This window comes from Chromobacterium paludis (assembly GCF_008275125.1).
Lineage (GTDB): Bacteria > Pseudomonadota > Gammaproteobacteria > Burkholderiales > Chromobacteriaceae > Chromobacterium > Chromobacterium paludis.
This window is the reverse complement of sequence record NZ_CP043473.1, coordinates 2026613-2050029: the sequence shown is the minus strand read 5'-3', so window position 1 is coordinate 2050029 and position 23417 is coordinate 2026613. Positions and strand designations below refer to the sequence as shown.

Genomic DNA, 23417 nt, shown 5'->3' with positions numbered 1-23417 from the left:
CCCAGGCCTCAGCGGATGGCTACAGGGTGGTCGGCTGCGGCCAGCACCAGCTGGCTGGCCTCGCGCAGCAGGGTTTGCAGGCTGTCCGGCATGAACAGGCCTATCGCCAGCATGGCCAGCATCAGCAGGATCAGCGGCAGCAGCGTCAGCCAGCCGGCCTCGCCCGGCTCCACCTCGTCCGGCGCGGGGCCGAACAAGATCGCCGCCAGCATGCGCGCCAGTCCCGCCAGTACGATGGTCAACAGCAGCAGCACGACGACGGTGAGCGCGGCATGGCCCTGGCTGAAGCCGGCCGCCACGATCAGGAACTCGCTGTAGAACACGTTGAACGGCGGGATGCCGCCCAGCGCCAGCGCGCCGGCGCCGAACAGCATGGCCGTCAGCGGCGCGGCGCGCAGCAGGCCCTTGACCGAGCCCATGTCCGGCGTGCCGTACTTGAGCAGCACATTGCCGGAGCCGCAGAACAGCAGCGCCTTGGCCAGGCTGTGGTTGACGGTGTGGAACAGCGCCGCCATCACGCCCAGCGGGCCGCCCAGGCCCAGGGCGATGGCGATCAGCCCCATGTTCTCCACGCTGGAATAAGCCAGCAGCCGCTTGATGTGGCGCTGCGACAGGATGAACAGCGCGGCCACCGCCACCGACATCAGGCCGAAAACCAGCAGCAGCGTTTCCGAGAAACCCGGCCCCAGCGCGCGCGAGGCCAGCATGTGGAAGCGAATCACGATCAGCAGCGCGCAGTTGAGCAGCACGGCGGACAGCAGCGCGCTGATCGGGCTGGGCGCCTCGCTGTGCGCGTCCGGCAGCCAGGCGTGCATGGGGAAGAAGCCGGCCTTGGTGCCGAAGCCGATCAGCACGAAGACGAAGGCGATGCGCGTCAGCGCCGGGTCCAGCTGATGGGCCATGGCCAGCAGCGTGGTCCATTGCGCCGCGCCGCCGTGGTCGCCCAGCAGGCTGGCGGCGTTGGAATAGACCAGCACCACGCCGTAGAGGCCGAAGGCCACGCCCACGGTGCAGATCACCATGTATTTCCAGGCCGCCTCCAGCGAGGAGCGCTGGCCGTAAAAGCCCACCAGGAAGGCCGAGCCCAGCGTGGTGGCTTCCACCGCCACCCACATCATGATGACGTTGTTGGCGGTGACGGCCAGCAGCATGGTGAACAGGAACAGCTGGAAGAGGGCGTAGAAGCCGGCCAGCCGTTCCGGCCCCACCTCGCCGTGCTCCCGCTCATGGCGCATATAACCCACCGCGTACAGGCCGGTGGTGAAACCGAGCACGCCGATCAGCGCCAGGAACAGCGCGCCCAGCGCGTCGACGCGCAGCCAGCCGTCCAGCGCCGCCAGCGGTCCGCCGCTTACGACCCCTACGCAGGCGGCCAGCGATAGCGCCAGCAGCAACGAGACGCTGGCCAGATGCAGCGCGGCGGCCAGCCTGGCGCCGCCCGCGCCCGCCAGCCGGCTGCCCGCGCACAGCGCGGAGGCGGCGAGCGGAATCAACAACAGCAGAACAAGCCAATGCGTAGCAGTCATGGCCTCAGCCCTTCAAAGCGGTCAGTTGCCGCACGTCCAGCGTTTGCAGCGTGCGATGAATGCGGCGCGCCAGCAGCGCCATGATCAGCACCGCGCACACCGCGTCGGTGGCGATGCCTATCTCCACCACCTCAGGCGCCTTGCCGGCCATCAGCGCCAGCGTCAGGTGGGCGCCGTTCTCCATCAGGCAGTAGCCGAAAATCTGCTTGAGGATGTTGCGCGAGGTGACGATGCAGGCCAGGCCCAGCAGGAAGTGGCCCAGCGACACCGCCAGCGCCGGCTTCAACGGCGCCACCACCGCCAGCCGCACGGCATCCACCGCGTACCAGCTGACCAGTACGATCAGCGCCGCCAGCACGGCCATCCAGGCCGGGCCGAGCAGGCCGGTCAGCTCAGGATCATCCGGCAGCGGCCCCAGCAGCTTGATCAGGATCAGCGGCGCCAGCACCACCTTGGTGACGAAGGCCGAAGCCGCCCACAGCGTCAGCTCGTGCGAGCCCTGGGCGCTGGCCAGCGCCAGGAACACGCCCACCAGCGTCAGCGATTGCAAGACATAGAACCAGGCGGCCGTCGCCACGCGATTGGCGCAAATCACCAAGAGCGAAGTGACGATCAACAGCCCGGCCAGGTTGTTGACGATCAGCATGCCGTCCATCCTCGCCTCCTCAAGCCAGCCACGCCGCGGCGATGAAGCTGGAAGCCAGACTCATCGCCAGCAGCGCGGCCAGCACGGTTTTCATTTGCCAAGGCAGCGGCTGGGCCGCGGCCACCACAGGGGACGGTTCGCCCGGCACCGTCTTGCCGAACCAGCGCAGGAACCAGGCGAAGCTGGCCACCGATTCCGCCATCGCCAGCAACATCAGCGGCAGCAGCCACGGTTCGCCGGCCGATAACTGGAAGCCGGCGGCGAAGATGGCGAACTTGCTGAAGAAGCCGTTGAACGGCGGCACGCCGGTAATGGCCAGCGCGGCCACGCAAAAGCTCGCGCCCAATAGCGGCGCGCCGCGCAGCAGGCCGCGCAAGGAAGGTAGCATCCGCGTGCCGCAGCTGTAGCTGAGCGCGCCGGCCACCAGGAAGAACAGGCTCTTGGCGAAGGCGTGGTTGAAGATGTGGGCGATGGCCCCGTTGAAAGCCAGGCGCGAGCCGAAGGCCGACAGCGATAGGGCCAGGAAGATGTAGGACAACTGGGTGATGGTGGAGTAGGCCAACAGCCGCTTCATGTCGGTTTGCGGCAGATACATCCAGAAGCCGTACAGCAGCGTGACGGTGGCCATCACCGCGCCCACCCAGCCCACCAGGTGCGGCACGCTGCCGGCGGCGTCCAGCGCGCGGGCGAAGATGTAGACGCCCACCTTCACCATGGAGGCCGCGTGCAGATAGGCGGACACCGGCGTCGGGGCCTCCATCGCGTCCGGCAGCCACATGTGCAGCGGCAGCTGGGCCGATTTGCCCCAGGCCGCCCACAGCACGCCCAGCAGCACCACGACCTTGGCGGCATCCGGCAGCGCCGAGATCGCGGAGAGGCTGAAGCTGCCGCTATGCGCGAACAGCCAGCCGGCGGCCAGGTACAGGCCCAGCGAGCCGACATGGGTGATCAGCAAGGCTTTCAAGGCAGACTGCAGCGCCTTGGGTTTCTGGTAATAGCCGATCAGCCCCCAGGAGCAGGCGCCGGTGATCTCGAAGCACACCAGCTGGCCCAAGAGCGTGGACGATAGCACCAGGCCGGCCATCGCGCCGATGAACACCAGCAGGTAGGCGTAGTAGCGCGGCGCGGCGGCGTGCGGATGCTCGCGGTTGGCCGGCGTCATATAGGCGGTGGAGTACAGCGCCACCAAAAAGCCCAGCCCCACCACGGCCATGCCTATCAGCGTGCTGAGCCGGTCCACGGCCAGGCCCAACAGCTCGATGCCGTTGAAGCTGAGCAAGGGGTAGTGCGCGGCCATGCCGCCGGCCGTTTTGAAGGCCGCGGCCAGCCAGATGGCGCCTATGGTCGCCAGCAGCGCGAACAGCGGCGCCAGGAAGCGGCCGGCTGGGCGCGGGCTGGCCAATACCAGGGCCGTGCCTAGGAAGGGCAGCAGGATGGTCGCCAGAGCGAGGGGTTCCATGAATGCTCCTTAAAGACCGGTGAGATAGAAAGCAAAGGACAGCGCGGCCAGGCCGAAGCCCACCCAGGTGACGCGCGCGGTGAGCAGGAAGCGGCCGCGCGCCATGCTGTTCTCGATGACGGAAGCGACGACGAACACCGCCAGCAGCTTGAGCGGCAGCCAGGCCGCTGCGGCCAGCAGCGCGGCCGGCGCCAGGCTGTCCGCCGCGCCCAGCGGCAGGAACACGCCCAGCATGAACTGCGCCAGCACCACTTTTTTCAGCGCCAGGCCGAGTTTCAGCAGCGCCAGCGAGGGGCCGGAGTATTCGGTCAGCGGGCCTTCCTGCAGCTCCTGCTCGGCTTCGGCCAAGTCGAAGGGCAGCTTGCCCATCTCGATGAACACGGCGAAGGCGAAGGCCGCCAGCGCCAGGCCGATGGCGGCCGGCGACTGCAGATAGCTGCCGGACATGCCGCTGGCGATGGCGCCGAGATTGGTGCTGCCCTCGATCAAGGCCACCACCAGCAGCGAGAGCATCATCGTCGGCTCCACCAGAATGCCCAGCGTCAGCTCGCGGCCCGCGCCGATGCCGGCGAAGGAACTGCCGGAATCCACGCCGGACAGGGCGAAGAAAAAGCGCGCCAGGCCAAACAGATAGACGAAGGTGATCAGGTCGGCCAGCGGGCCGGCCGGCGAGTGGCGGGTGAGCGCCGGCAGCGCCATCGCCAGCATCAGCATGGCGGACAGCTGCACCGCCGGCGCCAGGCGGAAGGCGAGGCCGGCCCGGCCCGGCGCTACATCCTGGCGGCGGAACAGCTTGAAAATGTCGCGGTAGTCCTGCAGCACGCCGGGGCCGCGACGCGAATGCATGCGGGCGCGGATCATCCGCGACACGCCGGTGAACAGCGGCGCCAGCGCCAGCAGCAGCGCGGCTTGCGCGACGGCCAGGGGGAGGGATTGCAATGCTTGCATGGTGGTTCTCCTAGCGCGCGGCGATCAAGAGCAGCGCCAATAGCGCGATCACCACGTACAGGCAGTACAGGCGGAAATCGCCGTGCTGCAGGCAGCGGACGCGGGCCGCCAGCCTGTCCGCCCAGCGGGCGATGGGCAGGGTCAGCGCCCGGTCCCACAGCGGCTCGGCGCGGCAGGCCCCGGCGATGGTCTTCTCCAGCGCGGCGTCCAGCCTGGCGGCCGGCGACAACTGGCCGCGCAGGCGGTAAAGCGGGGCGAACATATGCGCCACCGGCTGGGTCAGACCCTGCGGGCCGACCGACATCGACGCCTCCTGCGCGTAGCCGCAGGCCCAGGCATCGCCCTGCTGGCGGCGGGCCAGCCGCGCGCCGCGCAGGATGGACAAGGCCAGCAGCACGCACAAGGGCAGCGAGATCAGCAATACCGCCAACAGCGGCATGGACACCATGGTTTGGGCATGCAGGCCGGGATGGATGGCCAGGCCTTCCGTCACGGAGGCCGGCGCGGCATGCGTCAAGGACGCCGCCACATTGGCCATCAGCGGCGACACCGCGCTGGCGCCCACGCCTAGCAGCAACAGCGCCAGCGCGGCCAGCAGCATCGCCGCGCGCATGGGCAACGGCGCCTCGGTCGCCTCCGCGGCATGGCGGCTGCGCGGCGCGCCGGAGAAGCACATGCCGTAAGCCTTGACGAAGGCCATGGCCGCCAGCGCGCCGGTCAGGGCCAGCATCACCATGGCCAGCGGCCCGGCCAGCCGCAGCGCGAAGCCGGCGTCCTGGCTGACGGCGAACAGCGCCTGGTAGGTGAACCATTCGGACACGAAGCCGTTGAACGGCGGCAGCGCGCAGATGGCCAGGCTGCCGGCCAGGAAGCTCAGCGCCGTCCACGGCATGCGCGCGGCCAGCCCGCCCAGCCGCTCCATGTCCTTGCTGTGGGCGCGGTAAAGGATGGAACCCGCGCCCATGAACAGCAGGCCCTTGAACAGCGCGTGGTTGAGTAGGTGGTAGCCGGCGGCGACAAAGCCCAGGGCCGCCAGCAGCGGCTGATGCTCGGCCAGGCCCAGCATGCCCGCGCCCACGCCCAACAGGATGATGCCGACGTTCTCCACGGTGGAGTAGGCCAGCAGCCTTTTCAGGTCCTGCTCGGCCAGCGCGTACAACACGCCCAGCACCGCGGAGGCGCCGCCTATGGCCAGCACCAAGAGGCCCCACCACGCGGCGCGCGCGCCCAGAATGTCCACGCCCACCTTGATGATGCCGAACACGCCTATCTTCACCATCACGCCGGACATGAGGGCCGAGGCGTGCGAGGGCGCGGCCGGGTGGGCGCGCGGCAGCCAGCCGTGCAGCGGCGCCATGCCTGCCTTGGCGCCGAAGCCGAACAGGGCCAGCAGGAACACCGCGGAGGCGAGCGGTCCGTCCAGCTTCAAGGCGCGGAAGCTGTCGAAATCCAGGCTGCCGCTTTGCGCGTACAGGAGGAGAAAGGCGGTCAGGATCAGCACCGAGCCGGCGTGGGCGATCAGAAAGTACAGGAAGCCCGCGTTCACCGCCTCCTCGTCCTGCTCGAAAATCACCAGGAAGTAAGACGCCAGCGACATCGCCTCGAACAGGATCAGGAAGTAAAACGCGTTGTCCATCGCCACCAGCCCTGTCATCGAGGCGATGAAGGCATTGGCGAAGAATCCCATCGCGCCGATGCCGCGGCCGCGGTATTCCCGCACATACGACCAGCCATACAGCGAGGCGAGCAGCGTCAGCGCCGAAATGGCCAGCAGCAGCAGCGCGGCCAGCGGGTCCAGCCGCGCGGCGAAATGGGCGAATGCGAACGGTCCGTCCATCACCAAGCGTTCTACCGTCCCGCTTTGCAATACCGGCAGCGAGGCGGCCAGTCCGCAGGCCGCGCCGGCGATGCCGAACAGCGACGACGCGGCGATGGCCAGCGTTTCCAGGCGGGCCAGCAGCAGGCTGAGCAGCGCGCCCGCGCCGTACAGACAGACGGCCAGCAACAGCCATTGCAGGGGCGCGAGGCTCATGGTCTTTCCTCCGGCATGTCCCACTCCGCGCCCAGCGCGAACAGCGCCGCCTGGCGGCGGACATCGGCGGCGCGCGCGAGCGCATCGTTGTCTTCCATCCGCAGCGCCCGCGTCGGGCACACCCGCATGCATTCCGGGCCATCGGCCAGGCCCTGGCACAGGTCGCACTTGATGGCGATGGCCTTCACGCCAGGCTCCCAGGCCAAGAGCGAGGACAGCGTGGCGTTGCTGTCGCGCGGCGCGGCGGCCGGCTCGGTTTCCGCCGGCGGCGGCTGCCAGGCCGGGCTGACGGCGGCCACGCCACCGCACGGCGTGCCGGAGAGCTGGATGGCGCCGAAAGGACAGGCGATGGCGCATAGCTTGCAGCCTATGCACAGCGTTTCATTAAGATCGACGGAATGGCCGGACAGCGAGATCGCCGCCACCGGACAGACGCGCGCGCAAGGCGCGTCGTCGCAATGGCGGCACAGCACCGGCGCGGTGACGGCGGCCGTGCGGGTGACGGCCAGTCGCGGATGCGCCTGCAGGCCGGCCGCGCGGTGCAGCGCGGAACAGGCGGCCATGCAGGTGTTGCACCCATTGCAAAGCTCGGGCTCTGCAATGACGAAGCGGTTCATGATTCCCCCAAGTAAAGCCAGGCGGGGCCCGGGATGGCTTGTGACTTGCAGGAGACGTGCCAGATGTGGGGCGTGCTGAAACTGTGTTTATTTTCAGTGGCTTGGCTTCGGCGCGGTGGCGGTGGAAGTGTCGAAGCGGTGTCGGCGGGTAAGCGGCGTCGTCAGAAGTGACGAAGGTGGAAGATAAAGACGGGGCGATGGCGCGGGTAAGGCTCTTGGTCTGCCTGCCTACTCGCTTGTACGGAGGGGCGTAAACAAAACATTCACGGTATTATGCTATTGGAATGATATATTGTTGATGTCCTTTTCTGGAATGTTTGATTTCAGAGGACTTCCAAATTTTCCATCATTTAATTTGTTTTTTGTCGATTAAATATCACCATGTTTAGGGATGATTTTATGCGATTTTTATTATTGTTTTCCCTTTTTTTAAGTTTTCCTGCTCTTGCCCAGATACAGTGTGACCAAAAGTCATGGTTGTCGACCGCTACTTGTGAAAACCTGGAAGTGAAAAAACTTATAGATGAAGTTTCAGCGGCGATATCCATGAAAAACTGTAAGGGTGATGACGCAATCGAAATGAAGGATTTGGCAAGGGCATGGGGTCGGGAGCAGTACCATTGTGGGCTGGAAGAGGGGGAGGCTGCTTGTGTCGAAGAGAGATTGAAAGAAGAGCTCAGTCTGTACGGGAAAATAGAAGGGTGCGATTTATCGAATCATGCGGTATTTTTTAAGCAGGTTGAGCCATTTTATTTATTAAAACATCTAGATTTTTATGCGGGGAAAGAGGTTGCAATGATTGGCCGCATGAAGGTTAACCACTGTGATGATGAGAGCGCATTCTCAGGCTCTATATCGGATATCGATTCTCATGTTGTTATTCCGGTGTTGTTTAAAGGCTTGGATGGCGATAAGAAGACTTTGCTCTGTCGATATGGCGAGGTTGTGTCAGGCTGGGATGGCAGGGTAATGATGGATTCGTCTAAGCATGGAGTCTTTATTGTCGGCGGTAAATCTCAGGAGGGAGATTAATTCCCTACCTGTCAAACTGTTAGGGATAATAATGCGGGCACGGCAATTGCGCGCCCGCTCAGGGTATTCCTTAGTTGAAGCTGTAGTTGCTCCAGATGTTGCGGCCATAACGGTCGAAGCCATATATATTCAGCGACAACTGGGTGTAAGTGTTCTGGCCAGCCTGTTTGTTCTGGCTCAATTTTCCGCTGAACTTGGCCGGGCTCGCCGGGTCGCTTGTCATATACTTGGCTGTGATGGACTCGTAGCGCGGTTGCGAGACACCATACATGGTCATTTCCAGAAGCCTGGGGGCGATGCCGGATGGCTGCTTCCAACTCAGGGTAATGTCGCTGCCAAGGTTTGCGTTGGACAGCGTCGAGATACTGGCGTCGTCCAGCTTGGCGTAGTTGCTGTTATCCATTGAGTCCGGCAGAAAAACGGGTTGGCTCACGGTAATATCCTTGGCCAATGCCTGGGTGAAGTCTGGTTGGGAAAATAGGCGCACTTTTACCTGACCGGTGCGCATAGCCTGATTAATTTGAAGCGCCACATTGTTCGGGAAGTAAAAACTGAAGCTGCATTTTCCACCCATGCTGTATTTGTGCTGGGTGTCGACCAGTAGGTTGCTGCCGCAAGTCTTGTCTTCTGCCAACGACAGTAGTGGCTGGCCATTCACCAACATTTGGGCGCTGCGCACTGTCGGGGTCGGGCTGTTATTCCCCAATGGCCATTGGCCGATTGCTAGCTGGAAATCGACGGAGAAGTTGACGCTGTTTTTAAGCGTTTTGCGGTCTATCTGGTGAAAGGCTTGCGACTCCGACATGATGGACATGTCTACAGGGTAATCATCACCGGCGATCTTCCATTGATTGCCTTCTCTGCTAACGATGTAGTTCTCCCGCTCGGCCCCCTCATTGATGGTGAATACCACTTCGCAACGATTTGCGCTCTCGCAGTTCAGCAGTTTCGGTTGGCCAAAACGTACGCCGACTAAAGGTGTTGGGCGATTATTCAGTTGAGCCAGAAACTGTGAGGCATTGGCTCCTGAATAGTTGAAGTCCTTGCTCAGCAGCGAGCCTATTCGGCCGGATTGGCCATCTGCAGTCTTGTATGCGTCGGTCAATTGCGCAGCCAGGATATCGAGCCCTGCGATATCCGGTGCGCCACCGGCCGGTATGCTTATTTGTGCTGGTTTTTGCTGTCGACTGACGCTTACGGCGGTGCCGCCCAGCTTGCTTTTCACCACAATGCTGCCCGGTTTGTCGCCGGCGCTGATGTCCACTAATTCCAGCAACTTGTCATGGCCAGTCTTGTTCGGCGTGAAAGCAGTAGATATCCAGTCGGACTGATCATCTAGCGCCAGGGCTTGGCTCAATGGAGACAATGCGGTTTTGAGGTTAGCCTGACTCTGCTTCAACGCGTCTGCGCTGATTGTTTGGGCGCATTTGTCTGCTTGCGCGAAGCATTGGCCAGCGTTATTGCCGCTGGTCAGCGTGACGATCGCCTCGGTCAACGGGGTGATATTGACCACACCATTTGAAGTGGCGACGGAATGCAGCAGCAGCGGGCTACCATTGACCACGCCGCTGGCTTCCAGCAACAGCGGCCCGGTGGCATTACCTATGTTGATGTTGCTGAAAGAGCCGTTGGCATCAGTCTGTAAAGACTTTATCACTTGGCCTTGAGCGTTTTTAACCGTGATTTGGGCATTGGCCATGGGTGAGCCGGTAGCTACGGTACCGCTGATATTTTGGATGGCGCTGACACTGAGTTGGTTAGTGTTTGCAGAGGTGTTTGCGTTGTTATTGTCGGAGCCGCCGCCACATGCGGAGAGCAGCAACATACAAGCGAGTGCGATGGGGCTTAACTTGGCATTCATGTTTAATCCGGAACTTGATATCAATATGAAATGAAAGGGCAAGTGCTCGGACATGTATATCACAATTTATGAAACATTTAAATGACAATGGATATTTTTTTGATGGCAATAAATGTCATTTGCAATAAAGTTGCGAGAGGTGGGTTTTATGTGAGGGGAAGCTCTGTAAGGCGAGGTGAGTGGCATCTTATGGCGATGAACCGTTGTTGAGTTATCAGCCAGATAGAGCGGGCTGCTGATTGGTGGCCCTGCGCTATCTGTTTTTGCGGCAGTAGGACAGTGCTGGCTTGCCAAGTGGCTTTGAACAGCAGCGGCTCAACAAATCCTCGGCAGCTGCTCGCCGTTGATCCAGTCCACCATCCGCCGGCCGCCAAAGGCGGTTTCCATCTGCACAAACTGGTTGGCGTCGGCGATGGCTTCACCGATGACGGCGGCGTCGCGTCCTTGCGGGTGGGCGCGCATGGCGGCCAGCAGCGCGTCGGCGTCTTCCGGCGCGCAGACGGCCACCAGCTTGCCTTCGTTGGCTACGTAAAGCGGGTCTAGTCCCAAGAGTTCGCAGGCGGCGGTGACTGCCTGGCGTATCGGGAGCGCGGACTCGCGGATATGCATGCCGCAGCCGGCTTGCTGGGCGAACTCATTGAGCACGGCCGCCAGGCCGCCGCGGGTCGGGTCGCGCAGGCAGCGCAGGTCCGGCGCGGCGCGCAGCATGTCCGCCACCAGCGTGTGCAGCGCGGCGCTGTCGGATTGCAAGGCGGTTTCGAAGCCCAGGTTCTCGCGCAGCGACAGGATGGCCACGCCGTGGTCGCCCAGGTGGCCGGACAGCAGGATTTTGTCGCCGGGGCGGATGCGGCGCGGCGAGATGTCGACGCCGGCCGGCGCGTAGCCGACGCCGGTGGTGGTGATGAATACGCCGTCGCCCTTGCCTTGCTGCACCACCTTGGTGTCGCCGGTGACGACGGCCACGCCGGCCTCGCGCGCGGCGGCGGCCATGGATTGAACGATCCGGCGCAGATCGGCCAGCGGGAAGCCTTCCTCCAGAATGAAGCCGGCGGTCAGATACAGCGGCGCGCCGCCGCACATCGCCACGTCGTTGACGGTGCCGTGCACCGCCAGGCTGCCGATGTCGCCGCCGGGGAAGAACAGCGGCGAGACGACATGGCTGTCGGTAGCCAGAATCAGCCGGCTGCCGGCCGGCGGCAGGGGCAGGGCGGCGCCGTCGTGTTGCGCGCCCAGATAGCCGTTGTCGAACTCGGCGACGAACAGCTGCTCGATCAGCTTGGCCATGGCGCGTCCGCCGCTGCCGTGGCTGAGGTCCACCCGGCCGTGGGCAAAGTCTATGCGGTTCATGCCGCGTCTCCGTTGTGATCGGCCGCGCGGAAGCGGCCATAGGTGAAATGGGCGGCGCAAGCGCCTTCGGACGACACCATGCAGGCGCCCAGCGGCCGCTCCGGCGTGCAGGCGGCGCCAAAGGCGCGGCAGTCGGCCGGCTGTTTTTGGCCGCGCAGGATGGCGGCGCACTCGCAGGCCTTGTGGTCCGGCACCTGGCGGTAGGGCAGGGCGAAGCGCTGTTCGGCGTCCAGGTCCGCGTATTCCTCGCGGATGCGCAAGGCGCTCAGCGGCACTGTGCCCAGGCCGCGCCAGTCGTATTCGTCGCGCAGCTCGAACACTTGTTCGCATATCGCCTGCGCCTTGCGGTTTCCCTCGCGGCTGACCACGCGGCTGAACTGGTTTTCCACTTGGGCGCGGCCTTGGTTGAGCTGGCGCACCAGCATGAGGATGGACTGCATCACGTCCAGCGGCTCGAAGCCGGAAATCACCACCGGGCGGCGGTATTGGGCGGCGAAGCCCTCGTACGCGCCGTAGCCTATCACCGTGCTGACGTGGGCGGGGCCGATGAAGCCGTCCAGCGCCACCGCGTCCGGATCGCCTTGCGATTCCATAATGTGCACCATGGCGGCAGGGGTGAGCACGTGGTTGCAGAACACGCTGAAATTGGCCAGGCCCAGCTGGCGCGCGCGCTGGATGACGGCGGCGGTGGGCGGCGTGGTGGTTTCAAAGCCGATGGCGAAGAAGACCACCTGGCGGTCTGGATGGGCCTGGGCGATGGCCAGCGCGTCGTCGCAGCTGTACACCATGCGCACGTCGGCGCCGGCGGCGCGGGCCTTGAGCAGGGAAACGCCCCCGCTGGCCGGCACGCGCAGGGTGTCGGCGTAGGTGCACAGGATCAGCCCAGGCTCGCGCGCCAGCGCGATGGCGCTGTCTATGCGGCCGGTGGGCAGCACGCATACTGGGCAGCCGGGGCCGTGGATCAGGCGGATGTTGGCGGGCAAAAGGTCCGGCAGGCCGTAGCGGGCGATGGCGTGGGTGTGGCCGCCGCAGAATTCCATCAGCCGGTATGGCCGCGCGGGATCGGCCTCGGCATGGATGGCGGCGGCCAGCCGCCGCGCCAGTTCGCCGTCGCGGAACGCTTCAATGTATTTCATCTGGTTTTCCTAGCGGTAGGCCGCGGGGTTGTCCGGCATGGCGCCCATTTCGGCCAGCAGGGCCAGGGTGCGTTCCGCTTCGTCTGGGTCCAGTTTGCCGATGGCGAAGCCGACGTGGACGATCAGGTAGTCGCCCAGGCGGACGTCTTCCACCAGCGCGGTGGAGATGGTTTTTTGAATGCCGCCCAGCTCCACCTTGACCCGGTCTGAGTCCAGGATTTCGGTGACGCGGGCGGGGATGGCCAGGCACATAAGGGTGTCCTCAAGAATGGAAATGTCTTTGCGCCACCCAGGCCTGGCCCAGGGCCAGGCCGCCGTCGCCGGCCGGCGCGAGGCGCGCCTGCAGCATGGACAGGCCGCGCTTGCCCAGCGCGGCGTGCAGGCCGCGCGCCAGGATGGCGTTTTGCAGGCAGCCGCCGCCGCATGCCACGCGGCGCAGGCCATGACGGCGCGCCGCCTGGGCGGCCCAGTCGGCCAGGGCCTCGATCAGGCAGGCATGGAACAGCGCCGCGCCTTCGGCCGGGGCCATGCCGTCCGCCAGCCGGCGCAGCAGCGGCGACAGGTCCAGCACATTGGCGGTGTCGATGCGGTGCAAGCGGGGCGGTTTGGCCGGCAGGCCGCCGCGTTCGGCCAAGCCTTCCAGCCGCATGGCGGCCTGGGCTTCGAAACTGGTGCGGGCGGCGACGCCCAGCAGCGCGGCGGCGGCGTCGAACAGCCGGCCCAGGCTGCTGGTGCGCTGCAGCGCCTTGCCCTGGTTCAGCCAGCGCGCCAGTTGCGGCGCGGTGGCTTCGTCGGGAAAGCGCGCGGCGATGGCGGCGTCGTCGCCCCAGCTGTGCAGCGCGGCGGCGGCCATGCGCCACGGTTCGCGCGCGGCGCGGTCGCCGCCGGGCAGCGCCAGCGTGGCCAGGTGGCCCAGGCGCTGGCAGTGCGCGCCGTCCACCAGCAACAGCTCGCCGCCCCAGGCGCCGCCGTCGTCGCCCAGGCCCACGCCGTCCAGCGCCAGGCCCAGCACGGTGTCGTCGCATTGCTGTTCGGCCAGGATGGCGGCGATGTGGGCGTGATGGTGCTGCACGGCCAGCGCCGGAATGTTCAGCCGCTCGGCCAGGTTCCGCGCCAGGCGGCTGCTGAAGTAGTCGGGGTGCAGGTCATGCGCGATCAAGGCTGGGCGCGTGGCCAGCAGGGTTTGCAGGTGCGCAGCCGCCGTCTCCAGCGCCTGGCAGTTGGCCACGCGGTCCAGGTCGCCGATGTGCTGGGACAGGAAGGCCTCGTTGCCGCGGGTGAGGCACAGCGTGTTTTTGAGGTGCGCGCCCAGCGCCAGCACGGACGGGCCGCCGCGCGACAGGCCGACGGCGCAGGGCGTGTAGCCTCGGCCGCGGCGCAGGAACTGCGCATGGCCGTGGCAGCCCACGCGCAGCACGCTGTCGTCGCAGCGGGTGACGATGTCGCGGTTGTGCTCCAGCACGGCGTCGGCCAGTTGCGGCATCAGGGCGCGCGCGTCTTGGTTGCGGGTGATCAGCGGCTCGCCATGCGGGTTGGCGCTGGTCATCACCAGCAGCAGCGGCTGTGGTTCCGCCAGCCATGCCGAGCCGGCGGGCCGGCCCGCGGCCTCGTGGAACAGCAGGTAGTGCAGCGGGGTGTAGGGCAGCATGGCGCCCAGCCAAGCCACATCCGGCGCCACGCCGGGCAGCGCGTCATCGCAGCCGGCGCGCTTGGGCAGCAGCGCGATGGGGCGTTGCGGCGAGCGCAGCAGGCGGCCGGACAGCTCGTCCATCCGCGCCAGCCCGTCCAGCGAGGCGGCGTTGGCCGCCATGATGGCCAGCGGTTTTTCCTCGCGCGCCTTGCGTTGCCGCAGCCGGGCCACGGCGGCGGGATTGCGGGCGTCGCAGGCCAGGTGGAATCCGCCCAGGCCCTTGATGGCGATGATCTCGCCGCCTTGCAGCCGCCTCAGCGTTTCCGCGATGGCGTCGCCGGCCACCGGTCCCGTCGCGTCCAACAGGGCGAGGCTGGGGCCGCAAATCGAGCAGGCGTTCGGTTCGGCGTGAAAGCGCCGGTGCAGGGGATCCCGGTATTCGTCCAGGCAGGCCGGGCATTGCGGAAACTCAGCCATGCTGGTCTGGGCGCGGTCATAGGGCAGACGTTTGACCAGGGTGTAGCGCGGGCCGCAGTCGGTGCAATTGATGAAAGGGTAGCGGTAGCGGCGGTTGGCCGGGTTGAACAGCTCGGCCAGGCAGGCGTCGCATACGCAGCTGTCCGCGCCTATGGCGGCATGGCCGCCGCCGGCGGCGCTGGCCAGTATGGCGAAGCCGTCGGCCTGCTCCTGTTCCGGCAGCGGCTGGCGCAGCACCTGGTCTATGCGCGCCAGCGGCGGGCGCTCCGCCAGCAGCCGTGAAGCGAAGCCGTCCAGCCGCGCGTCGTCGCCTTGCAGCTCCATGGTCACGCCGTCGCCATCGTTGCGTATCCAGCCGGACAGGGCCAGTTCGCCGGCCAGGCGGTAGACGAAGGGACGGAAGCCCACGCCCTGCACAATGCCTCTTACCGTCAGTTGTTCGCGCGGCATGGCCAGCCTCCTTCGCCGCAGCCGTCCGCCAGCCAGGACAGCCATTCATCGCAGCCTTCGCCGGTCTTGATGGACAAGCGGATCACCGGCAGGCCCGGCCGGACCTGGCGCGCCATGCGGATGGCGGCGTCCACGTCGAAGTCCAGATAGGGCAGCAGGTCGGTCTTGCTGATGATCAACAGGTCCGCCGCGCGGAACATGTCCGGGTATTTGAGCGGCTTGTCCTCGCCCTCGGTCACGGAAAGAATGGCCACCTTGTGCGCCTCGCCCAGGTCGAAGGCGGCGGGGCAGACCAGATTACCCACGTTTTCAATCAGCAAGAGGCCGCCGTCCGGCATGGCCTGGTCCTCTTGCAGCCGCTCCAGCGCCTGGGCCACCATGCGCGCGTCCAGATGGCAGCCCTTGCCGGTGTTGATCTGCACCGCCGGCGCGCCGGTGGCGCGGATGCGCTCGGCGTCGTTGGCGGTTTGCTGGTCGCCTTCCACCACCGCCACCGGCCTGCGGCCGGCCCAGCGGCGCAGGGTGTCCACCAGCAGGCTGGTTTTGCCGGAACCGGGGCTGGACACCAAGTTGAGCGCGAAAATGCCGCGTTCCGCCAGCAGGCGGCGGTTGCGCGCGGCGCGCGCGTTGTTGTCGGACAGGATGTCCTGCTCGATGGCGATGATGCGTTCGGCCGGGGTGTCCGGCGCATGGACGGCGTCCAAGGGGCCGTGCGCCTGAGCGGCCAGCCGGTAGCCGTTCCGGGGCGCGCCGTGGCTATGGCCGCGCTTGCCGTTGATGCGGATTTGTCCGTGGCCGCAGCCGCAAGTTGTGCACATGATGCTGTCCTCCTAGCTGATTCCAATATCCACCACTTTCATCTCTTCGCCACCCCAAAGCTTGAGGTTCTGGCTGCCGCAGCGCGGGCAGCGGGCCGGCAGGGCGGTCAGCTCGGCATCGCAGCCGCAGTCGCCGCATTGGGCCTGGGCCGGGCGGCGTTCGGTCTGGAAGTCCGCGTCGGCCGCCAGGCTGTCGCGCGCCGCCAGCCGGCAGCAATAGAGCAGGGTGTCTGTCTCCACATGGGCCAGCAATCCCAATGCCAGCCGGACGCGGGTGACTCGGCGGGCGCCGGCGCGGCGCGCGGCGGTCTCGGCGATGGCGACCACGCTTTCCGCAAGTGTCAGTTCGTGCACGGGTTTTTCCTTTATTTGACCGCCTTCTCGCCTGCCAACCCATTGCAGGCTGCGCGGTGTCGAGGCGTCGACACTTTTGACGAGGCGCGGCGGGTGTCGAAGCCGTCGTCACGCGTCGCTGCGCGTTTTTGCAAGCGGTTGTCACAAGAAAACAATGGCTTGCGTGGGTGTGGCGCGGCTGGCATGGCTTATGCAACGTCATGGGCGTGAATTCGCAACGCTTGCAATCGACGTTCGGGCGGCTGCCGCCGCTTGAGGAGGCTGAAATGAATCGGTTCATCATCGCTGAACCCCAAAACTGCATCGGCTGCCGCACCTGCGAGGTGGCGTGCGCCTTGGCCCATGCGCCAAGCCCCGGCGAACCATTGTCGCCTGACACCTTCCACCCGCGGCTGACGGTGATCAAGAGCGCGCGCATCAGCACGCCGGTGCTGTGCCGGCAGTGCGACGACGCGCCCTGTCTGAACGCCTGTCCGAGCGGGGCCATCGTCTACGCCGGCAATAGCGTGCAGGTGCTGCAGGAGCGCTGCGTGGGCTGCAAGACCTGCATGGTGGCCTGTCCTTACGGCGCGATGCAGGTGGTGACCGAGCCGCAGCGGCCGCAGCCCGGCAGCTTCGCCACGCGCCAGCTCAAGGCCAAGGCTTTGAAGTGCGACTTGTGCGTAGGGAAGGCCGGCGGGCCGGCATGCATCGCCACCTGTCCCACCAAGGCGCTGCGCATAGTGGAGCCGCAGGCGCTGGAGGCCGCCATGAAGAAACGCCGGGAGCAGGCCGCGCTGGACACGCCGGCGCTATCGCTCTGAATCGAACGCAACGCGCAAAAGGACAGGAAAAATGGAGAAGGTGATTTCGGTTTGCCCGTACTGCGGTTCGGGCTGCAAGCTCAATCTCTTGGTGGAAAACGGCAAGATCGTCGGCGCGGAAGGCGCGGATGGCGTGACCAACCAGGGCGAGCTGTGTTTGAAGGGCTATTACGGCTGGGACTTCCTCAACGACACCAAGCTGCTGACGCCGCGTTTGCGCCATCCGATGATACGCCGCCGGCGCGGCGGCGAGTTCGAGCGCGTGAGTTGGGACGAGGCGGTGGCCTTCGTGGCGGGCAAATTGGGCGAGATCAAGCGCGAGCATGGTCCGGATTCCATCATGTTCACCGGCTCCTCGCGCGGCACCGGCAACGAGTCCAACTACATCGCGCAGAAGTTCGCCCGCGCGGTGATCGGCACCAACAACATCGACTGCTGCGCCCGGGTCTGCCACGGGCCGTCGGTGTCCGGGCTGATGGCCACGCTGGGCAACGGCGCGATGAGCAACTCGATCTGCGAGATCGAGGACACCGACTGCATCCTGGTGTTCGGCTACAACGCGGCCGATTCCCACCCCATCGTCGCCCGCCGCATCCTCAAGGCCAAACAGAAGGGCGCCAAGATCATCGTCTGCGACCCGCGCTACATCGAAACCGCGCGCGTGGCCGACTTGCATCTGCAATTGAAGAACGGCTCCAATATGGCGCTGGTCAACGCCTTCGCCCATGTGCTGATCAGCGAAGGCTTGTACAAGGCGGATTTCGTCGCCGAGCACGCCGAAGGCTTCGAGGAATACAAGGCCGCCGTCGCCAAGTACACGCCGGAATACGCGGCCGAGATCACCGGCCTGCCGGCCGAACTGATCCGCCAGGCCATCCGGATGTATGCCGCCGCGCCCAGCGCCACCATTCTGTGGGGCATGGGCGTGACCCAGTGGGGCCAGGCGGTGGATGTGGTCAAGGGTTTGTCCAGCCTCGCCACCCTCACCGGCAACCTGGGGCGGCCGCATGTCGGCGTCGGCCCGGTGCGCGGCCAGAACAACGTCCAGGGCGCCTGCGACATGGGCGCGCTGCCGAACACCCTGCCGGGCTATTACGATGTCAGCGACGCCGAGGCGCGCGCCCGCTTTGCTGAGGCTTGGGGCGTGGATAGTCTGCCGGCGGAGAAGGGCTGCAGCATCACCGAGGTGGCGCACCGCGTCGAGGCCGGCACGCTGAAGGCGTATTACATCTTCGGCGAAGACCCGTTGCAGACCGAGCCGGACCTGGGCATGATGCGCCGCGCTTTCGAGAAGCTGGACCTGATCATCGTGCAGGATATCTTCATGACCAAGACGGCGATGGCCGCCGACGTCATCCTGCCCGCCACCTCCTGGGGCGAGCACGAAAACGTGTTCTCCAGCGCCGACCGCGGTTTCCAGCGCTGCTACAAAGCCATTGAAGCGCCGGCCAACGTCAAGGATGACTGGGAAATCTACAGCCTGATCGCCACGGCCATGGGCTACCCCATGCATTACGACAACGCCCAGCAGATCTGGGACGAGCTGCGCGGCCTGTGCCATCTCTATGCCGGCGCCAGCTACGACAAGATGGCGGGCCTCGGCTATGTGCAATGGCCGTGCCCAAGCGAAGACCACCCCGGCACGCCGTGGCTGTACGAGGGCTATCAGTTCGACACGCCTAGCGGCAAGGCCAAGCTGTTCGCCGCCGAGTGGCGCCCGCCGCTGGAGAAAGTGGACGCTGAATATCCCTTGGGCCTATGCACGGTGCGTGAGGTGGGGCACTACTCCTGCCGCTCGATGACCGGCAACTGCGCGGCGCTGCAAACCTTGGCCGACGAACCGGGCTTTGTGCAGATCCACCCGGATGACGCTGTGAAATACGGCATCGCCGACCAGGCGCTGGTGTGGGTGGCCTCGCGCCGCGGCAAGGTGATCACCCGCGCCAACCATAATCCGCGCGTCAACGCGGGCGCGGTCTACATGACCTACCAGTGGTGGATAGGCGCCTGCAACGAGCTGACGGTGGACCACCTGGACCCGATCTCCAAAACCCCGGAGCTGAAGTACTGCACGGTGCGCGTGGAGCCGATCGCCGACCAGGCCTGGGCGGAAAACCACGCGCGCGGCGTCTACGCGCGGCTGAAGGCGGACCTGCGCCAGGCCGCGCTGGCGGAGTAGGGCATGGACAAGCCGCCGCTGATCGACCGCCACGGCCGGCGCATCGCCTATCTGCGGCTGTCGGTGACCGACCGCTGCGATCTGCGCTGCCGCTATTGTCGGCCGGCGGGCGACGCGTCCTACGCCGAGCGGGCGGATTGGCTGAGCTTCGCCGAAATCCGCCGTCTGGTGGGCCTGTTCGCCGCCATGGGCGTGGGCCGGGTGCGGCTGACCGGCGGCGAGCCGCTGCTGCGCGCCGGCATCGTCGATCTGGTGGCGGACTTGGCCGCCGCGCCCGGCGTGCGCGACCTGTCGCTGTCCACCAACGCCACCCGGCTGGCCCGGCACGCCGCCGCGCTGAAGGCGGCCGGCCTGGGCCGGGTCAATGTCAGCCTGGATTCGCTCAGGCGCGAATGCGTGAGCGCCTTGTGCGGGCGGGACAGCCTGGACGCCACGCTGGCCGGGCTGATGGCGGCCAAGACGGCCGGACTGGCCCCGATCAAGCTGAATATGGTGGCGCTGCGCGGCGTCAACGACGGCGAGATCGAGTCGATGGCGGCATTTTGCTTCGAGCATGGCTTCATCCTGCGCCTGATCGAGGCGATGCCGATGGGCGAGGCCGGCCGCGCCGCCGCCTACCTGCCGTTGGACGGCGCGCGGGACCGGCTGGTGGGCCGCTTTGACCTGCGGCCGTGCGCCAGCGAGTTGGGCGGCGGCCCCGCCCGCTACTGGCAGACGGCGGACGGGCGCGGGCAGGTGGGTTTCATCACGCCGCTGTCCCAGCACTTCTGCGCCACCTGCAACCGCGTGCGGCTGGCAGTGGATGGCGCGCTTTATCTCTGCCTGGGCCAGGAGCATAAGCTGGAATTGCGGCCGCTGCTGCGCGGCGGCGCCGATGATGGCGAGCTGGAAGACGCCATCCGGCGCGCGGTGGCGGACAAGCCCTGGGGGCATGATTTTGCAGCCGCGCCCAGCCGGGTGCTGCGCTTCATGTCGCACACCGGAGGCTGAGCGAACAATGAAATTGACTGACCTGAGGACGCAAAAATGAAAACACGCATCTGGATCACGCTCCCCTTGATGGCCTTGCTGCCGGGCCTGGCGCTGGCCCACATCGGCAGCGATGCCGGCATCCACCACGGCACGGCCTTTTTCATGGGATTTGTCCACCCGTTCACCGGTCTGGACCACTTCGCCGCCATGCTGGCGGTGGGCGTGTGGAGCGTGCTGGCCACGCGCCAGGTATGGGCCATGCCGTTCGCCTTCGCCGGACTGCTGCTGGCGGGCGGGTTGATCGGCTTCACCGGCGCGGCGGTGCCGGCGGTGGAGCCGATGATCGCCGTCTCTTTGCTGGTGCTGGGCCTCTTGGTGTGCGCGCGGGTGAAGATGGCGCTGCCCTGGGGGCTGGCGGTGGTGGGGCTGTTTGCGCTGTTTCACGGCATCGCCCACGGCGGCGAGCTGCCGGCGGCACAGGCCGTGGCCGCGTTGAGCGGCATGGCGCTGGGCACCATGGTCCTGCACCTCGCCGGCATGGCCATAGGCGCCTTCTTCAAGCAACGCAGCGCCTGGTACGCCCGGGCGCTGGGCGGCGGCATCGCCCTGCTGGGCGCCGGCTATCTGGCCGGGGTGCTGTAGCGTAAATGGCCCTTCCGGCGCAGCCGCCTGCCGCCGGGCATGGCGAAGTCCCTGCGGCAGACGCCGGACGCCATGCGCCAGGATCGCAGCCTGCCGCTGACAGCGGCGGGGAGGCGTCAAAGCGGTTATCATGAGCGCATTCGGCCGCAGCGGCGGCGCAGCGCAGAACAAGCATAACCATGTCGCAACACACATTCTCCCCGGACGAGAACGTCCATTGCAGCCCCAAGGGCTGGTATCAGCTGGCCAGCGAACGGCCCGGTTTCATCCATGACGAGGCGCAGGCCGCCGCCATAGAACAGTTGGACAGGCTGTGGCATGCGCTGATGGACTTCAAGGCCAAGCGCAACCGTTTCCTGGGCCGCAGCCTGCGCAGCCCGGAAGTGCCGCGCGGCCTGTATTTTTGGGGCGGGGTGGGCCGCGGCAAGAGTTTCCTGATGGACGCTTTCTACGCTTGCGTGCCTTATCGCCGCAAGCGCCGCATCCACTTCCACAATTTCATGGCGGAAACCCACCGCGAGCTGCGCAAGTTCGCCGGCGTCAAAGACCCGCTGCTGGCCTATGCCGACCAGATCGCCAAGGCCACGCGGCTATTGTGTTTCGACGAGTTCCACGTGTCCGACATCGCCGACGCGATGATACTGGGCAGGCTGATGTCGGCCTTGCTGGAGCGCGGCGTGGTGGTGGTGACCACGTCCAATTACGCGCCGGACGATCTCTATCCGAACGGCCTGCAGCGGCAGAACTTTCTGCCGACTATCGAACTGATCAAGCGCGAGCTGGACGTGCTGAACGTGGATGGCGGCCACGACTACCGCCTGCGCGAGCTGACGCGGGAACCGCTGTTCCTGGTGCCGGCGGATGCCGACAGCGAGCGGCGCATGGAGCAGATGTTCGTGCGCCTGGGTTCCGGCGCCGAGCTGCCGCAAAAAACCATCACCGTGCTGGAGCGCGAGATCGCGGTGAAGCGGCTGTCGCCAGGCGTGGCCTGGTTCGACTTCATGGCGCTGTGCGACGGCCCGCGCGCGCAAACCGACTATCTGGAAATCGCCAGCGAATACCATACGGTGTTCCTGTCCGGCATCCCCAAGCTGTCGGCCAAGCAGGCCTCCATCGCCCGGCGCTTCACCTGGCTGGTGGATGTGTTCTACGACAACCGCGTCAAGCTGATCGCCTCGGCCGACGCGCCGCCGGAAGAGATTTACACCGAAGGGCTGCAATCCGGCGAGTTCTTCCGCACCGCCAGCCGCCTGACCGAGATGCAGTCCAAGAGCTATCTGGAGCTGCCGCACCAGTCCATGGCGCAAAGCCATGACCAGCCGCCGCCTGGCGTGGCGCTGTAACAGGGCGGCGCTGGCCGCGTGAATTTGCACGAGTGGACATTTTCCCGTCATGCGCGCCGGGTCGGGGCGGTATGTTTGCATGTTGTCCCGGTGGGCGTCCGCCCTCGCCGGCGGCGACGCGACATATTTCTTTCACGCGCGATGGCTATCGTGAGCGGATTTGCCTCATCGCCGCCGTCAGATAGGAAGCTGGACATGAAATGCATCTTCAAATGCCTAGGATTCATCATGCTGTGCGTCGGCTTGGCGGGATGCGGCGGCGGCGATGCGCAAGAGCAGGCTGAAGTGCGCGTGGCGCTGGCGCTATCGAATTTGCGCAATCCGTTTTTCCAGGAGCTGCGCGACGGCGCGCTGGCCGAGGCCGCCAAGCAGGGCGTGGCGCTCACCGTGCTGGATGCGGGCGACGACCCGGCCAGGCAGAGCGAGCAGATCGCGGCGCTGGCGAAGCGCCGGGTGGCGGTGATCCTGTTGAACCCGGTGGGCGCTCAGGCCGTGACCGCGGCGGTGCGCCAGGCGGTAGCCGGCGGCGTCAAGGTAGTGTCGCTGGATCGCAGCCTCCATGGCGAGCCGCTTAGCTCGCATATCGAATCCGACAACATCGCAGGCGGCATGCTGGTTGGCCAATACCTGATGAGCAGGCTGGGCGCGCGCGGCCGCATCGCCGAGTTGACCGGCACGGCCGGGTCCTCGGTCGCTCACGATAGAGACGCCGGCTTGCGGCAGGCCTTGAGCGGCCATGCCGACGCGGCCTTGCTGACCCGACGCGGCGCGGATTTCGACCGCGGCAAGGGCCAGCGGGAAATGGCCAGCCTGTTGCGCCAGTATCCCGATATCCGAGCCGTATTCGCGCAGAACGACGAGATGGCGCTGGGCGCGGTCGCGGCCTTGCGCCACGCCGGGCGGCGCAATGTGGCGGTCGTGGGATTCGATGCGATTCCCGAGGCCGTGGCGGCGGTGAAGGCAGGCGAGCTGGCCGCCACGGTGCGGCAGCAGCCGGGCCTGATGGGACGTTACGGCATTCAGGCCGCCAAGCGGCTGGCGGCGGGGCAAGGCGTGGATACCTACATCGCCGTGCCCTTGAAGCTGATTACCCAGGCCGACCATTAATGCCCGCTGCCAGGCCCTGATCCGGCCTTGCGCCGCCT

20 protein-coding genes are annotated in these 23417 nt (G+C 66.1%); 7 read left to right on the top strand and 13 right to left on the bottom strand.

Going from position 1 to position 23417, the window contains the following annotated elements:
* Positions 1-8: 8 nt before the first annotated feature.
* Genes FYK34_RS09415 through FYK34_RS09390 form a run of 6 tightly spaced genes read right to left on the bottom strand, consistent with a single transcriptional unit; the run spans position 9 to position 7174 of the window.
* On the bottom strand, positions 9-1526 hold the full coding sequence (locus tag FYK34_RS09415) for a hydrogenase 4 subunit F (protein ID WP_149296132.1): 1518 nt from the start codon (positions 1524-1526) through the stop codon (positions 9-11).
* A 4-nt stretch (positions 1527-1530) separates the two neighbouring features.
* A complete protein-coding gene (hyfE, locus tag FYK34_RS09410; RefSeq protein WP_149296131.1) occupies positions 1531-2181 on the bottom strand; it encodes a hydrogenase 4 membrane subunit in 651 nt (216 codons plus the stop codon).
* Between the two features lie 10 nt (positions 2182-2191).
* Positions 2192-3631, bottom strand: coding sequence for a hydrogenase 4 subunit D (locus FYK34_RS09405; RefSeq protein WP_149296130.1), 1440 nt, complete (start codon positions 3629-3631; stop codon positions 2192-2194).
* 9 nt (positions 3632-3640) lie between these two features.
* Complete coding sequence (locus tag FYK34_RS09400; RefSeq protein WP_149296129.1) at positions 3641-4579, bottom strand: respiratory chain complex I subunit 1 family protein; 939 nt, start codon at positions 4577-4579, stop codon at positions 3641-3643.
* A gap of 10 nt (positions 4580-4589) precedes the next feature.
* Positions 4590-6611, bottom strand: coding sequence for a hydrogenase 4 subunit B (hyfB, locus tag FYK34_RS09395; protein ID WP_149296128.1), 2022 nt, complete (start codon positions 6609-6611; stop codon positions 4590-4592).
* Complete coding sequence (locus tag FYK34_RS09390) at positions 6608-7174, bottom strand: 4Fe-4S dicluster domain-containing protein (protein ID WP_231137416.1); 567 nt, start codon at positions 7172-7174, stop codon at positions 6608-6610. Before FYK34_RS09390 ends, hyfB begins: the two co-directional genes overlap by 4 nt.
* 435 nt (positions 7175-7609) lie before the next feature.
* Here FYK34_RS09390 and FYK34_RS09385 point away from each other — a divergent pair, with 435 nt between their 5' ends.
* Positions 7610-8260, top strand: coding sequence for a hypothetical protein (locus FYK34_RS09385; protein WP_149296126.1), 651 nt, complete (start codon positions 7610-7612; stop codon positions 8258-8260).
* Between the two features lie 70 nt (positions 8261-8330).
* Here FYK34_RS09385 and FYK34_RS09380 read toward each other — a convergent pair whose 3' ends face one another.
* The 7 genes from FYK34_RS09380 to FYK34_RS09350 form a co-directional block, all read right to left on the bottom strand.
* A complete protein-coding gene (locus FYK34_RS09380; RefSeq protein WP_149296125.1) occupies positions 8331-10121 on the bottom strand; it encodes a carboxypeptidase-like regulatory domain-containing protein in 1791 nt (596 codons plus the stop codon).
* A 315-nt stretch (positions 10122-10436) separates the two neighbouring features.
* Positions 10437-11468: a hydrogenase expression/formation protein HypE gene (gene hypE, locus FYK34_RS09375; RefSeq protein WP_149296124.1), complete on the bottom strand. Its 1032-nt coding sequence runs from the start codon at positions 11466-11468 to the stop codon at positions 10437-10439.
* Complete coding sequence (gene hypD / locus FYK34_RS09370; RefSeq protein WP_149296123.1) at positions 11465-12604, bottom strand: hydrogenase formation protein HypD; 1140 nt, start codon at positions 12602-12604, stop codon at positions 11465-11467. The genes hypE and hypD overlap by 4 nt, the downstream gene beginning before the upstream one ends.
* A 9-nt stretch (positions 12605-12613) precedes the next feature.
* Positions 12614-12856, bottom strand: a complete 243-nt coding sequence (locus FYK34_RS09365; RefSeq protein WP_149296122.1) for a HypC/HybG/HupF family hydrogenase formation chaperone — start codon at positions 12854-12856, stop codon at positions 12614-12616.
* A 10-nt stretch (positions 12857-12866) separates the two neighbouring features.
* A complete protein-coding gene (gene hypF / locus FYK34_RS09360) occupies positions 12867-15161 on the bottom strand; it encodes a carbamoyltransferase HypF (RefSeq protein WP_231137415.1) in 2295 nt (764 codons plus the stop codon).
* The gene (gene hypB, locus FYK34_RS09355) at positions 15143-15979 is read right to left on the bottom strand and encodes a hydrogenase nickel incorporation protein HypB (RefSeq protein ID WP_149296120.1); all 837 of its coding nucleotides are present in this window, start codon (positions 15977-15979) and stop codon (positions 15143-15145) included. The genes hypF and hypB overlap by 19 nt, the downstream gene beginning before the upstream one ends.
* 12 nt (positions 15980-15991) lie before the next feature.
* Complete coding sequence (locus tag FYK34_RS09350; RefSeq protein ID WP_168209697.1) at positions 15992-16333, bottom strand: hydrogenase maturation nickel metallochaperone HypA/HybF; 342 nt, start codon at positions 16331-16333, stop codon at positions 15992-15994.
* Between the two features lie 266 nt (positions 16334-16599).
* Here FYK34_RS09350 and FYK34_RS09345 point away from each other — a divergent pair, with 266 nt between their 5' ends.
* From FYK34_RS09345 to FYK34_RS09320, 6 genes are all read left to right on the top strand, one after another.
* The gene (locus FYK34_RS09345) at positions 16600-17136 is read left to right on the top strand and encodes a 4Fe-4S dicluster domain-containing protein (protein WP_149296118.1); all 537 of its coding nucleotides are present in this window, start codon (positions 16600-16602) and stop codon (positions 17134-17136) included.
* Between the two features lie 31 nt (positions 17137-17167).
* The gene (fdhF, locus tag FYK34_RS09340; protein ID WP_149296117.1) at positions 17168-19315 is read left to right on the top strand and encodes a formate dehydrogenase subunit alpha; all 2148 of its coding nucleotides are present in this window, start codon (positions 17168-17170) and stop codon (positions 19313-19315) included.
* Between the two features lie 3 nt (positions 19316-19318).
* Positions 19319-20305 (top strand): GTP 3',8-cyclase MoaA, encoded by a 987-nt coding sequence (moaA, locus tag FYK34_RS09335; RefSeq protein ID WP_149296116.1) that lies wholly within the window; start codon positions 19319-19321, stop codon positions 20303-20305.
* Positions 20306-20341: 36 nt separating this feature from the next.
* Entirely contained in the window at positions 20342-20929 is a 588-nt protein-coding gene (locus FYK34_RS09330) for a HupE/UreJ family protein (RefSeq protein ID WP_149296115.1), read from the top strand.
* A gap of 179 nt (positions 20930-21108) precedes the next feature.
* The gene (gene zapE / locus FYK34_RS09325; RefSeq protein ID WP_149296114.1) at positions 21109-22272 is read left to right on the top strand and encodes a cell division protein ZapE; all 1164 of its coding nucleotides are present in this window, start codon (positions 21109-21111) and stop codon (positions 22270-22272) included.
* A 195-nt stretch (positions 22273-22467) separates the two neighbouring features.
* On the top strand, positions 22468-23379 hold the full coding sequence (locus FYK34_RS09320; protein ID WP_168209696.1) for a substrate-binding domain-containing protein: 912 nt from the start codon (positions 22468-22470) through the stop codon (positions 23377-23379).
* Positions 23380-23417 lie beyond the last annotated feature (38 nt).